16 protein-coding genes and 1 pseudogene are annotated in these 12,768 nt (G+C 36.8%); 4 read left to right on the top strand and 13 right to left on the bottom strand.

The annotated features are described in order from the left end of the window. The first annotated feature begins 69 nt into the window (after positions 1-69). Positions 70-579 carry an LptM family lipoprotein gene (locus AC58QT_RS25755; protein ID WP_497411500.1) on the top strand — a complete coding sequence of 170 codons (510 nt, stop codon included), beginning with the start codon at positions 70-72 and terminating at the stop codon, positions 577-579. Positions 580-1,159: 580 nt separating this feature from the next. On the opposite strand, the gene AC58QT_RS25750 is transcribed toward AC58QT_RS25755, so the two are convergent. The 11 genes from AC58QT_RS25750 to AC58QT_RS25700 form a co-directional block, all read right to left on the bottom strand. Beyond that, positions 1,160-1,612, bottom strand: a complete 453-nt coding sequence (locus AC58QT_RS25750; RefSeq protein ID WP_497411499.1) for a hypothetical protein — start codon at positions 1,610-1,612, stop codon at positions 1,160-1,162. 49 nt (positions 1,613-1,661) lie between these two features. Continuing rightward, positions 1,662-2,114 (bottom strand): hypothetical protein, encoded by a 453-nt coding sequence (locus AC58QT_RS25745; RefSeq protein WP_497411498.1) that lies wholly within the window; start codon positions 2,112-2,114, stop codon positions 1,662-1,664. 73 nt (positions 2,115-2,187) lie between these two features. Then, the gene (locus AC58QT_RS25740; RefSeq protein ID WP_497411497.1) at positions 2,188-2,703 is read right to left on the bottom strand and encodes a DUF3841 domain-containing protein; all 516 of its coding nucleotides are present in this window, start codon (positions 2,701-2,703) and stop codon (positions 2,188-2,190) included. Positions 2,704-2,753: 50 nt separating this feature from the next. Next, entirely contained in the window at positions 2,754-3,047 is a 294-nt protein-coding gene (locus AC58QT_RS25735; protein ID WP_497411496.1) for a hypothetical protein, read from the bottom strand. A 20-nt stretch (positions 3,048-3,067) separates the two neighbouring features. Continuing rightward, entirely contained in the window at positions 3,068-3,250 is a 183-nt protein-coding gene (locus tag AC58QT_RS25730) for a hypothetical protein (protein WP_497411495.1), read from the bottom strand. Between the two features lie 22 nt (positions 3,251-3,272). Next, positions 3,273-3,425, bottom strand: coding sequence for a hypothetical protein (locus AC58QT_RS25725; protein ID WP_497411494.1), 153 nt, complete (start codon positions 3,423-3,425; stop codon positions 3,273-3,275). A 57-nt stretch (positions 3,426-3,482) separates the two neighbouring features. Next, entirely contained in the window at positions 3,483-3,929 is a 447-nt protein-coding gene (locus AC58QT_RS25720; RefSeq protein WP_497411493.1) for a hypothetical protein, read from the bottom strand. A gap of 941 nt (positions 3,930-4,870) precedes the next feature. Further along, positions 4,871-5,131 carry a hypothetical protein gene (locus AC58QT_RS25715; protein WP_497411492.1) on the bottom strand — a complete coding sequence of 87 codons (261 nt, stop codon included), beginning with the start codon at positions 5,129-5,131 and terminating at the stop codon, positions 4,871-4,873. A gap of 123 nt (positions 5,132-5,254) precedes the next feature. Beyond that, positions 5,255-5,830 carry a hypothetical protein gene (locus AC58QT_RS25710; protein WP_497411491.1) on the bottom strand — a complete coding sequence of 192 codons (576 nt, stop codon included), beginning with the start codon at positions 5,828-5,830 and terminating at the stop codon, positions 5,255-5,257. Between the two features lie 454 nt (positions 5,831-6,284). After that, entirely contained in the window at positions 6,285-6,575 is a 291-nt protein-coding gene (locus AC58QT_RS25705) for a hypothetical protein (RefSeq protein ID WP_497411490.1), read from the bottom strand. Between the two features lie 71 nt (positions 6,576-6,646). Beyond that, positions 6,647-7,522 (bottom strand): hypothetical protein, encoded by an 876-nt coding sequence (locus AC58QT_RS25700; protein WP_497411489.1) that lies wholly within the window; start codon positions 7,520-7,522, stop codon positions 6,647-6,649. 98 nt (positions 7,523-7,620) lie between these two features. Between AC58QT_RS25700 and AC58QT_RS25695 the strand changes: the two genes are divergently transcribed. Next, entirely contained in the window at positions 7,621-7,773 is a 153-nt protein-coding gene (locus AC58QT_RS25695) for a hypothetical protein (RefSeq protein ID WP_497411488.1), read from the top strand. A gap of 611 nt (positions 7,774-8,384) precedes the next feature. Beyond that, positions 8,385-9,092: a magnesium chelatase domain-containing protein gene (locus tag AC58QT_RS25690; protein ID WP_497411487.1), complete on the top strand. Its 708-nt coding sequence runs from the start codon at positions 8,385-8,387 to the stop codon at positions 9,090-9,092. Here the strand turns inward: AC58QT_RS25690 and AC58QT_RS25685 are convergent. Continuing rightward, positions 8,997-9,908 carry a hypothetical protein gene (locus AC58QT_RS25685; RefSeq protein WP_497411486.1) on the bottom strand — a complete coding sequence of 304 codons (912 nt, stop codon included), beginning with the start codon at positions 9,906-9,908 and terminating at the stop codon, positions 8,997-8,999. The two genes, AC58QT_RS25690 and AC58QT_RS25685, sit on opposite strands and share 96 nt — an antisense overlap. 548 nt (positions 9,909-10,456) lie before the next feature. Further along, positions 10,457-11,983: a recombinase family protein gene (locus tag AC58QT_RS25680; protein ID WP_497411636.1), complete on the bottom strand. Its 1,527-nt coding sequence runs from the start codon at positions 11,981-11,983 to the stop codon at positions 10,457-10,459. Positions 11,984-12,039: 56 nt separating this feature from the next. On the opposite strand from AC58QT_RS25680, the pseudogene AC58QT_RS25675 reads away from it, so the two are divergent. Further along, positions 12,040-12,474 (top strand): annotated as a pseudogene (locus AC58QT_RS25675) (lysine 2,3-aminomutase); the annotation flags it as partial. Between the last annotated feature and the right edge of the window lie 294 nt (positions 12,475-12,768).

The raw sequence follows: 12,768 nt of genomic DNA, 5'->3' as shown, positions 1-12,768 counted from the left end.
GGAGCAGTATTAATATTTACTGAGTTATGCTATATTTTTCCTTAGAAAATTAGAGAGGAGATTAATTCTTTGAAACGCTATATTACTATTATATTAATCTTAACTCTTGCAATTAGCTTATCAGCGTGTGGAAGTAAAGAGTCGGAAAAGACAGTTTCTAGCCAACCAATCAAATTATCTGAGCAAAAAAGCACTTCACAACCAACAATACAACCTAAAGTTGTGGCAACGTCCACACCTATTCCAACTCCTGAATTAGCTAAAGTCGATAATTCTAAAAAAGAAACTGACTTTAAAAATGCTTTGAAGAAATACGTTGATGAAAACTTTGGAATGGATGGATTCAAAACGTCTTGGTACGACTTGATTAAAGATTATAAAGTGAGCATTACTGACAAGGAAACGGTTGTTTCAGTAATCGTTAGTTTTACTGCTGATGCTAGTAAAGCACCGAACATTACATCGACTGTTCTTGGTTTCGTTAACGATCAAACTCAAAAAGAATACAAAGCTCAGAGAGTAATAATCATTGCACAAAACAACAAAACTCTTTCCGATAAGGCTAACCCAATCAAATAATTATTTAGGTCTCCCCTTGGGAGGCTTTTTTATTTCTTCTATGAAATGCACGTTTCATTGTAATTTTACTATATCATTAAATAGCAATCTTTAATTACGCGGAAACTCAATATCTTTATGAAAATAACCAAAGTACCATTGTTTATATCGCAACTTCTCTTCGATTGTATATAAAAAAGAATGTAAATGATCCAATTCATATCGAAACTAGCACCGATGTATTTTATAATCTAATATGATCTAATTGGAATTCAATCAAATGCTCTTGGCACAGACCTAACATTAGGCTCATAACATTGCATCCAGCTGCTCTGCATTCACGTTGAAGAAACTCCTTTTGCTTCATTAGTGACCTTAGCTCTGTGGAGCCTGTTCTGAACTGTCTTTGATGATGAGTTGCACATAATCCCTTTGCTTTGCTAGGTTTTCCACAGTCTTCTACAATGCATATATCACTATCAACTGATTTGGTGCGTGCCATATCAAATACCATCCATTCGTGAGTAGCCAGCCAGTTAGCCCATAAAACTCTGATTTTGTTTGCTGTAACGTTGAATTCAAAGTGGTGCGAATTTTTCTCTCATGAAGATTTAGATTTAGATTTTAACAAGAAGACAACAACAATTGTTACACAAACAATGAATACAGAACCTAAAACAGTCCAGTTTAGGTCATTCATATTCTTCTGAAATGTTGACTCAGAATTTTTAACGGTACTCGTAGTTGCCTTTGCTTCTTCTGATTTTACAATAAAGTTTTCGTACTCATCTCTCGATACATAATGATCTTTATTTTCATCTGCTTTAACTCTGTCATAATCGGTTTTTAGTTTGTTAGCGTAGTAATCATTGCTAGCCTGTAATTCATTTCTCTTGTGAGCGTAATCAGGGTCGTTCTTATTAAGTCCATCAGCATCTAATTCTTTTAGTCTTACTACTCCTGATGTTTCTGATGTTTCTGATGGTTCAATTCCTGCAGCTTTCCTTAAATCATCAAATTTACTAGGTGATGGGCTTTGTGTGGCAAATGGCATTAAGTTAACTTCCTTTCCTCTTTTGTGCAAAAATTACCACATAATAGATTCACTTTATCGCAATTTTTAATTCTGGCTTATGCTGCTTTATTAAATCGCTTTCCAATTCAACTACCTTTTGTTTATCTGAAGAAGAAAATGGCTCGAATGAAATTAAAAAGTTATCTTTAATAAATTCTACGGACTCTACGCCAGCTTGTAAGCAGAAAGTTCTTGAAACGTTTTTCCTAAATGAAGATTTATCAATTACTAATTTACCTTTACGGTAAATAGGGTTTTCTAGTTGATAGGTGTCTTTAGATCTAAACTTCGCCGCTCTAGGTTCTAAATACACTGGATTAAGATGTTGAGACCAAATCCTTTTTCTTAGTCCTCCATTTCCTGTTGCTTTTCCTATATAGGCTAATTCGCCGCTATTCTTCGAAAACCAAGCATATAAGCCAATTCCAACTGGAATTTCTTCTCTTCTTAATGTTTTAGGATCATATCTTAATTCCCACATGAAATCACTCTTCCCAGAAACAGCATGTTATTTATATATACGTCTTATAAAAGACATCTTTTTATATAAATTATTATTTAATGAATTCAACATTCCTAATTAAATCTAAACTAATCTTTCCAGTTGTTCCTTGTATTAATCTTTCTTTATTATCTATTTCATTGTCGTATTCATCCAAACGTCTTCTATTCAAATCAAAAATAAATTCCCAACTAAATCTCTTTAGTTCTTCCTTGCAATTTTCATCCTCAGCATAAAAGTAATTCTGATATTCTTCATCATGAGGTTCATATAGTGAAAGATTATTAATAACATTTTGATAATCGTATTGATCTGACAATAATACTGCATCTTCTTCTAACTCAATCTCTAAAATTACATAGCCAGATTCTGCTTGTGGCATTGAAAGATAGAGCCAAACTGGGTATTCGCTATTGTAATTGTGTAGTCTTTTTCTCATCTGTCCCATCATCCACTCATATGCTTTGATGTGAGTTGGTGGTATATGCTTTGGATTGCCTTCTAAATAACCAATTTCTTTCGCATAAGTCCAAGCTTCTTCATTTTGTCTAGTCCAAAATATACTCACATGCTCACCTTTTCATATCCAATTTGTTTCCTATCAAAGAATTGTTTTATTTACTGGTTGTACAATAAGCCTAATTTCGTAGCTGTTTCCATATGAATTTCTGGACATTCAATATAAGCTGATTTGTCTTCCTTAACCCACAGCTTAAGAAAACCCAAAGAATCTATTGTGCGTGAAATATCATTTAAAACATTTTTAATTCTGGGGATGTCTGGATTTGCTAAAATTAGTATTATTTTATTTGATGAAGTCTGATATTTCTTAATTAAATAATACAATTGAACACCAACATGTTTCTTTATCTGTCCATTTCCAAAAACATATTCATTTTGGTTGTTAGCCATTGAGCCTTTAGATTCAACAATTAAAGTATATCCGTCTTTTTCCCTAGCACATCAATTCCCGTCTGTGTGTTTATTGCACACCTCTCTACTTCTATGTTTCTCAGATTAAAGAAGGCTGAAACTGCTATATTAACATCGTTTTCGTTCATCATAAAAGGATCTGGGCTCTTGTGTATGGGGATTCCACTTTTGTTTACCTTCACACATTTTCCTCCTATGAAAGTATTATTTTATCGCTTTCTTAAATTTATCTAATTGCGGTTTCTTATCCTTATCTTCAATAACTTCACCATTAGATAAATGATCACCTAAAAACATTCGCTCAAGGTACTTTTTAACATCCTCAATGGGATTATTACTTAACTTTTCTTTACTCATATCAGCCACATCCATCCTTAATGAAATATTTGTTTATTTTAAATGATAAATATATCTTCATGCATTTAATAGTGTATGCCCATTTTGTCTAAGTTCAGTTATAACCAAATTCTCGATTAGTCTGCGGATACTAACATCTGACAAACTATCTTCTGTATAAATTCTATTGTTAAATATAAATTTATTTATTTTCATGATTTGAATATCTATTATGTATTTATCAATTTGATATTGGGTGAACCCAGCGTTCATTCTGATGTTGGTTTTCTGAGATGGGCCTGGCTTCAAGTAACCCTTTAAACGATCCGCAAAATTTTGAGTTTCTCCAATATAAGAAATATTACATTTTTCTGAGTGCTTATACACATTCCAACGATAAATGACAGGCTTTTTATAAACTTTTCTCATATGAGAATTTATGTCATTGGGGAAATAGTATTCTTTGTTCATTTCTTCATGAACTGGAATCCATTCAAAATCAAGTTCTAAAGAATACATTTTCATAGTCAACTCCTCGAAAGTAAAAAAATTAAATAGTTGTTTCATTTACTACGTAAAGCAAAAAGTACATGTAGTCATTTTCTTAAATTGGTTTAAACCTTCCTTATAGTCATCAGTGAAAAAATATGATCCATTCTTTTTATTGCTGGTTATTACTTTTTGTAAAAAATAACTTTCTTTAACCATGCTACAACTCGAATGATGAACACAGTTCTTTGCCAGATTTTTGTCAGTAATTGCAATGAATCCTACTCCATCACTTTTTATCGTATTGAATTGAACAGCGTTTATTATCTCATGCATCAATCGATCACCATCCAAATGGAATATATTAAAATTATCTTTTCATTTAACTTACAAAATCTTCTTACCAAGTGAAACCGAAAATTACGTTCCATATTTCACCATAAAAAGCATAACATTATCAATAAGTTTGGTCTACGTTCAATCAAATGAAAACTACATTTCATCGGAAGAAATACCCTTTAGTTTCAAATCTACGCTCCATTTGCTTATAACTACGTATAGTAGAAGTAGATAAAACAAAAACGCCTGTATAGACTCATATAGCAATACATACAACAAAAAGAGCCTAAGAGATTTATCCTAGACTCCACTCAGAATATAAACAGCAGTAGCACATAGCGTACAATCAATTCGAATGAGTGCTTCTTTCAGAGGTGTTTGATCATAACAGCTTTCGCAGCTTAACCCTTGGGAGATTTTAATTTAGAGATATTCCACTTCTCCCTCTTTTCGGAAGAACAAAAAACCTACCCAATATTACAGGTAGGCATGTGTTTCACATATGTGACTCTTTTATTGCTCATATGATGAAAGAGTTAATACACTCATCTATGAAGCTGAACTCCATTAAGTTAACCCAACTTTTCGAAGTTTGTTAAGAATGTCGCTTCGCTGCTTTAGAGATAGACATCTTTACGTTACAAACCCCCATGTACCTCTATATGCTCAAATATCGGTAAAAACAGCCAAAACATCCCTACTTCTACTTCATTACGCGGTACGTCATCTGCCGTTTTATATAAAAAGTTAGCCGTTGCCCTTACGGCGTCTGGTAAAGCTGCATCTAGCTTAGTGGCAAAATCTCCATCGCACACATAAGGTAGGCGTATCTTACGGTACAAGGCGGGATTAATATCGGCTATTGCGTCAAGGTTTTTAATGCTTCTCACCCCCTTCATGTCGTCCTCGTACCACTTAAGTCATCATCGTCTTCGTTTGACAAATCCGTTTGGTCTCAAATGTGAAAAGGAAGAAGAACTAGACATGCACTGTAAAAAAGTGGGGCAGTCGATCTTGATCAGCTAAGCAAAAAACCTATCAATTCTTACTTTTTTTTCGAGCCTTTCGGGTATTGGATGTTCCTCGAACAGATACTCTACCTGGACGAACAAAGTATCTCCAATCACTGGATCGAAATTAATAAAGAAACGAGGGTGATTAACGTCGTAAGTAAATTGAACGTCTGGAAACCCCTGTACTCTGAAACTAATCTGCTTTTTTTCCTCGTACACTCCATTAAGTTTATAAATCTGCCTTATTTCCTCGTTCGCTTCATATAGCTTGATGATACTTTTCCTATCATTAATATGACTAATGACACGTAATAAATCTTGTACTTTTGGACTTTGTAATTCATCATTAACCATTGTTTTAAGTTCTTCTTTATCTATTAGTGGAATTGTCGTGAAATACGATTGATCTAGGTCAAGATGCATGATTTTACCGGTTGTATCAATTAAATATACAATTTCGGCGTCTTCATCATATAGGATATTGGTACTTTCATCTTCATCCCAAACTTCACACGTTAGTGTAATAGAACCTGTGCATGTAATCTGTTTAGGTTTTTGTTCATCAAAATGTAGTTTAATATTCATTTAATCTCCCCTATTATTCTTTACTACATATCATCATTGTCAATTCAAGAGTTATTTAAACTCACTGTAGTTTTACATGTGTGTTTATACTGAACCAATAGGGTGGGTTACTTGTTACTGCAACATTTGGACTGGACATTAATTCATTTAATAACTCATGTAGCCTGAATTTTCGGTGCGGTTTCATATTCTCTTCGACCATCCAATTCATTCTCGAAAAACTCTTTGCTCATAATCATCAAAAACGGTTCGTCTTTATTCATAAAGCTCCCATTGCTGAAGTAATTAAACGGTACTCACTGTGATTTTTCGAGTTTGACCACTCCGCATAACATACGATACTTCAACTCAATCATTCGGGTAATATATGTGTATAAAAATAAAACAAGCCCAGTGCTGGATGTTAGTACCGGACTTGTTCATTATATTTTTATGGCAATCTAGGCATTTATGTCTATAACTTCCCAAACATCACTTCTTCAAGACGTTTATGCGCGAGCATATTCATTGTGACGCTATGAGCGAGAAGCTGATCGAGATTCAAGTTAAAATTTAAAATCACGCGTTGTCCTGCTGCATTTTCTCCCACGAGCGCAAACTCGCGTAAAACCAAAGTTTCGTCATTCATTGAAAGTATTGCGAGTTCCTCGTTTTCGACTGAATCCGCTGCAACTTTCTCCTTCGTCCGCCGACCTCCATCAAGAGCAATCACTTGAGCGACCAGTTTCTCCGATAAGTCTTTCATGAAAGCACCCCCAGTATATGTCAGTATAAGCGAATTTTCATTTCATTATACACAAATATTCGTTCAAGGCATTATGAAGCCATATCGTCATCAACTGGATCACTTGGTAGATCGTTTTGCATTATGAGCCATTTATTTATGGCTTCATCTATATGTGTGTACGTGGGAGCATAGACTGAACCAAAGACACGTTGGGAATTATGTTTAAAATTAGAACCCGCCTCTAATAAAATATCGTCGCATGTTACTCCTTCGCTACCTGTAACGGCAACTCTTGCCCAACGATCTATTTTTGGAAAATAGAGGAATAGGTCAATCTTACCATTCATATCTCCGTTCGCGTCGCTCCTATAAACATCAAACTCGAAGTCTCCTTTTGTGGATAACGAACGAAGCATATCTCGTGTAATAAATTCCTTTACAAATCCGTTATAACCACGAGCCATTCTTAACAAAATACATAATCCCAGTATTGGGCTAGCGGAAATATTGGGATGAGGTTCTTGAACCGAATTAAATAATTCCTCCCATCCTCCAGTGGAAATATACTCAGAAGGATTCCCCATTTTTTTATAAATTTCTACTTGAAACTCCAACCATGGTGTTAGCGATACTCCATAGTTAGACGAAACAATTTCATGCAATCCAGGTAACCTTGAGCTTAAATCAATAGTATGCGAATCTTTAATGCCGAGCTCATCGCATGCAGCATATATACCGGTGTATTTGATTTTACTTCCGTCAAAATTAATAGTTTGTCCCTTATTGTTTCTCCTAAGAATGGATTCGTACCAAGGAATGATGTCCTCAGGATTTACAGTAGTCAATGGTGCTTGCCAATAAATATTAAAGTCATTTAAGCCCCTATGATTTAGAACGTTTGAAAGCTCTGGATAAAATGGCTGGAGAGCCTTAATATTGAGAGCGCCATCTGGTGAATGTTGCAATTTTGTAAATAAGTAACTAATTTTCTAAACCTCCGATTAATCAACCAGGTCTAATTGATAATTTGCCCGCATATATTTTTCTGAAAGGAGAAATTTGCGTGGAGCAACTTGATCTGGCTGAATGGTTTGATATAAGAAAGATACCTTACATGCAAAGGGCGGCAAATCAATCGAAAGCAAGACCGAATGATGATAAAAGAAAATCAAATACAAAAACAGAAGCATTAAAAGTCCAGTCCTCTGGCCCCTAAAATTAGGGGTTCTTTTTTATTATTATAACCGTTCCCATTTTTTACATACTCCAAGCGCAATCCTAATAACGATTTTTGTACAATGCTTTGGATTCATCTACGCTATCCACCTGAAGCAACATGTAAATGCGTATATAAGCCCACGTAAATCTTTAAAAGTTGCCTAGAGATTGAAACCCCTACACTTGCACCATCAGAAGCCCATACAAGCCATTCTGTTGGCTTACAGTGGGCATTAAAGAAGACACCCGATTAGGTGTCCTTCAATGAATAATATTACTCGATTACCATGTTACGGCCCAAGGCTTAGATTAGTTTCGATTCTGGAATCCCTAGCAGCGCTAATATCTTTCAAATATCGAGTATCACCTTTATTCTTTCTCGCCTTCGACATCGAGATTCAATTCATTAAACGCAGAATCGAGCGCATGTAGAAACCCAAAAACTACACGATTCCTCTCTACTCATCCCAAAGTTATAATCAGAGTAGAGATGCTTATTAAGAAATCCTCGCAGAATCATGACTTGCCGTTGGTTCATTTTGAGCGTCAATTCATTATTGTTTGATGGTGGCATTGGTATCTCTCCCTTTGGTTTAAAAAGATTTTATCATGTTTTTGTATCCTCAAATTAATTTAGTAGGATTACCCGACTCCGCGATTCGCGAATCCGTCGAGCGTGTCCGTTCTTTCATTAAAAACTGCGGTTTCACCTTCCCCATGGACCGAATTACTGTCAATCTAGCTCCAGCTGATTTGCGGAAGGAGGGCTCCTCTTTTGATCTAGCGATTGCGGTTGGGATTCTCATTACGACAGGTCAAGTGCATGTAGAGAGCTATCCTTCCACGTTATTTCTAGGTGAACTTGCCCTGGACGGGTCCCTCCGACCTATTCCTGGTGTACTCTCCATGGTTCACGCCGCCAAAAAGATGGGAATTAAGCGAGTTTGCTTATCAACCGCTAACGCACCTGAAGCCGCATTAATCCAAGGTGTTGAAGTATACGTTATTTCGAATCTTTCCGATTTCAAGAAATGGAACAAAAGTTCGCATCATGAATTTATGTATCAAATAGGTGATCGAGAAAGCAACGAGCCATCTACCACACCCAATCAACAGGCTAGTTATGCGGAATATTACGCCAATGTTAATGGGCAGCATCTGGTAAAACGCGCAATGATGATTGCTGCCGCTGGCATGCATAATTTAATGGCGTTATGCTATTTATTCATTTGCATTACGGAACTCAATCTTACTTACTTGTATTCTTGGATTCATTATTTCTTCAATCAAAGGATCATCTGGATACAGGTTTTTTAGGAGGTGATAAATGGCAACTTCGACGTCTTTAACATATTGTTCGCTTTCCTCAAAGCTAATGGTAGCCCTTAACGGTCTATGTACAAGTTCATTCCTGATTCGGGCAGCATTATTAAATATTCTTACTTTTGGTGATTTTTCGCCAATAAGACTTTCAAGAACGTCGCCATATAAGCGATCTAATGGAGGGGAAGGAACATACTTTAACAATGTTTCCAATTCTGGTTTTAACCTAATAAGAAACTCTTTAATTGCTAATTCTGCAGCGATAGTCGCATCAATCCACTTATGGCGGACATCATTTTCGCTCTTGGCTCGGTGGAGATGCTTAAGTGCGATAAATGGTTCATAACCAGTATCTAAATAGGACTGGATAATTCCAATCGTACTCTTCTGTAAATATTGAGGTAAATAATTAGTATTAAAGGTAAATCTCATTGTGGCAGGGAACGAATGCCATTCATGTTTATCGAAAGACCATTCACAATTGACACATTGTATACTTTCAACAGAATTTTGATTCAGACAATACTTCAACATTTCGAATATGCGAGAAGCAACTTTGTCCACTTTATTTACATTGTAGTTAAATTCGTCTTTAACCTGATTTTTAAAATCAGATGGTTCACTACTTGTTTTTAAACGTTCAATTAATAGATCAGAGGCTATAAATTCATACCATAGATTAATGTTATGTTCACTTACCTGTGCTACCACCACATCGCTTTCGAATGGCACTTTCAATTCATATATTTCCTCTATACCGACTTTAAAATATCCTTCTGCTTTGTATTCCAAATGCAGATACATCTTCATATTTACACCTCTTATTATTACAAGTTTTTCTTAGTTCAAGTATATACTATAGAATAATAATTAAGTTAGTCTGTTCGTTCGTTAACAAACAAAAAAAGAGCTGCCGCGTTACTAGCTCCCACGCTACAGCTCCCGTTAATTAAAAAACATGAGTTACGACTATACCCGCACAATGTCATAAAACACGCTCAACTCATATGTGATAATAGGCTTGACCTTCGAAGATTCGCGTTTGTCTTTCTTCGTAATAGAGTGTAAATCCATATCAAAAGATTTCCACCGTAAAAACTAGGATCGGCCCCAGACTAGATCTGGTACGGTTTCTCATCTAATTGACTCTTCCTTTCATGTTAAAAAATTATGTATTATAGTAAGTGTCCGTGCTATTGGGGAAGCTTTGCAGGATATAATTCTTCCTTTTTGTGTTTCCATAACAGCTCTTGAACCCGTTGGGAAAGTAGACGTTCAGCGGTTGCAAAAAATGTATCTCACAAAAATCCCTTATGTAATTCTAGTAAAAAAAACGTCCCCGTGTTGGGAACGTCCTGTTAATAATATTCAACGCCTATGTTGTATGGAAAGTCTTTTCTAATCGGATTCCTTGTTGATAGTTTGCGAATATCTTGGGGCATATTCCTTGTAAATTGAATCTTGCGAATTACTTGCTTCAGTGTTCTGTTCTGTGATTCTGTGGGCAAGGTTTCAAAGCCGTTCAATAATTCCAATACGTGGGTTATCCTTTCAACATGCGATTCAACATTGATTGTCTCACTCTGTTGCGATAACTTGTCACGGCTCTGTTCCAACACTTGCCCCATGTCGATCAAAGCTTGTCTTTTTGCCTTTAATTCATCATGCGTAAAAATACCTTTCACGGCTAAGTCAACTAGGGTGGCTTGCTCTCTTTGATTCTCGGTAATCTGAATATCAATATTTGAAAGTCTTTCTTTCAAATCGGATTCAACATGGGTCAAGTCTTGTTGCTCAAGTAGGTTCAACTCTGTTCGTAATTGTTCGCTATGGGCAACCAGTGTGTCAAGAATGTCCATCTCTACATATTCCATCTTGATACCATTGTTTGAACACTTCTCTGCACTATTCAGCAATTGATATTCACACGGCTTAATCGAATAAGTTCCATTTGGTTCTTTCCGAATAACCAACTTACGACCACAGTTTCCACAATAGAGCAGGTCTTTCAGCATCGTTGCTCCTGTCTTGGGTGCAGGCTTGTCACGAAAAGCCCTAGCTTGATCTGCACGATGTTCCCGATCTCTGTTTGCATTCTCCCATTCATTAGCGGAAATAATAGCAGGGTGAGCACCGTGAGACTCGTAGATGTTCAGAACCTTGAACACGTACTTACCATTCTCTTTAACTCGCTTACGATCTTGGAACATGACTGAACCCTTATATGTAGAATTTTGGATAATCCTTTTCACCGTGGGCAACTGGAATGCTTCTGTTCGTTGCGGTTTGTACCCTTCTCGGTTCAATGTGTCAACGATCTTACGACTTCCTAGCCCCTGTGAATGAAGGTTGAAAATATAACGCACTACCTTTGCTTCAGGTTCAAATATTTCAAGTTTCTTTGTCGTGGTATTTCGTCTATACCCATATGGGACACTCCCTGCAACGTGTAGCCCCTGCTTGACCATCGATATTTTATTGTTCTTGGAACGCTTTCCAATGAGCGCATGCTCTTGAGAAGCGATTAGCGAACCGAAACGGAATGTCAGAACGTCTGTGTTATTGCTTAGGTCATACGTCTTATCAACTGTCAAAATGGGCTTGTCATAGTCTACACAATATTTCAAAACCGTCTCTGAGATGTACCCGTTTCGGCTAAGGCGGGATAACTCGATTACAAGTATTCCATCGAAGCGTTCAATATTGTTTAGTAGACTTTGCAATTGGGGGCGCTGCTCCATGTCAGATGCTCCACCGCTCAGAACCTCTGAAAACTCTTCAAAGGTATGTCCATGCTTTTTACAGAAATCGAAGAGGATGTTACGATGATTTAAAAGTGTTTCTACGCCTTCTGTCTTTTTCTCTTGTGATATACGGAGATACATGGCTAAGTGCATTTCGTTCACCTCGTAAAGTTGCTGATACATCTCAATATATCACACATACAATAAAAAATGAAGTACCTACATTTGTTGTTGATGCGCCAGGCGGAGGCGGTAAAATTGCACTGCAGCCTAACTATCTCATCTCACAGAGTCAAGATAAAGTTATCCTGCGCAATTATGAAGGCGTCATCGTCGGCTACCCCGAGCCGAAAAACTACGTACCCGGCCGGGCCGACGAATATTTTAATGAAATGTACGGCATCCAAAAACAGCCAGAAAGCACAGGCATTATCGCACTCATGAAAGATGAAAAATTCAACTTAGTGCCAGAAAATTTGCGCCGAATCGGTCGAAGGAAGACGTATCAGGAAACACCGGAGCACATGTCACTCAAAGATCGACGGCCAGCGAGAGATGAAATGAAAGACAAATTAATCAAAGCACAGCATAAAGAGAAGATTGTGAGCGCTTCTGAGATTCCTGAGGAGTAATGAGGCGCTGGTGACGAAAGGCCGCGAGCTGCTGCCGTAACTCGAATTTTTCGAGTTGCAGCATTCAAGAGGCCGCGAGCTGCTGCTGTAACTCGAATTTTTCGAGTTACAGCGCCTAAAAGGACGCGAGCTGCTGCCGTAACTGAACGAGTTGCAGCGCCTAAAAGGCCGCGAACTGCTGCCGTAACTCGAATTAATACGAAAATAAAATGTTGCAAATTGGATATAATGATGCGTATAGGCAAAAAAAAGTCCCACTACCTGAAAAACTAACTTTTTCCGAAAAAAATTAGT

Source organism: Paenibacillus sp. J31R109 (assembly GCF_059692055.1).
Note: the sequence above shows the minus strand (reverse complement) of the source record. Positions and strands in the feature narration are given on the sequence as shown.

Bases quoted from the DNA above. Each gene is read 5' to 3' on its own strand.
- AC58QT_RS25720 (WP_497411493.1), bottom strand. From the start codon at position 3,929: ATGAAAATGTATTCTTTAGAACTTGATTTTGAATGGATTCCAGTTCAT.
- AC58QT_RS25735 (WP_497411496.1), bottom strand. From the start codon at position 3,047: ATGGCTAACAACCAAAATGAATATGTTTTTGGAAATGGACAGATAAAG.
- AC58QT_RS25745 (WP_497411498.1), bottom strand. From the start codon at position 2,114: ATGTGGGAATTAAGATATGATCCTAAAACATTAAGAAGAGAAGAAATT.
- AC58QT_RS25750 (WP_497411499.1), bottom strand. From the start codon at position 1,612: ATGCCATTTGCCACACAAAGCCCATCACCTAGTAAATTTGATGATTTA.
- AC58QT_RS25710 (WP_497411491.1), bottom strand. From the start codon at position 5,830: ATGAATATTAAACTACATTTTGATGAACAAAAACCTAAACAGATTACA.
- AC58QT_RS25685 (WP_497411486.1), bottom strand. From the start codon at position 9,908: ATGAAGATGTATCTGCATTTGGAATACAAAGCAGAAGGATATTTTAAA.
- AC58QT_RS25725 (WP_497411494.1), bottom strand. From the start codon at position 3,425: ATGAGTAAAGAAAAGTTAAGTAATAATCCCATTGAGGATGTTAAAAAG.
- AC58QT_RS25690 (WP_497411487.1), top strand. From the start codon at position 8,385: ATGTTTTTGTATCCTCAAATTAATTTAGTAGGATTACCCGACTCCGCG.
- AC58QT_RS25705 (WP_497411490.1), bottom strand. From the start codon at position 6,575: ATGAAAGACTTATCGGAGAAACTGGTCGCTCAAGTGATTGCTCTTGAT.
- AC58QT_RS25715 (WP_497411492.1), bottom strand. From the start codon at position 5,131: ATGAAGGGGGTGAGAAGCATTAAAAACCTTGACGCAATAGCCGATATT.
- AC58QT_RS25680 (WP_497411636.1), bottom strand. From the start codon at position 11,983: ATGTATCTCCGTATATCACAAGAGAAAAAGACAGAAGGCGTAGAAACA.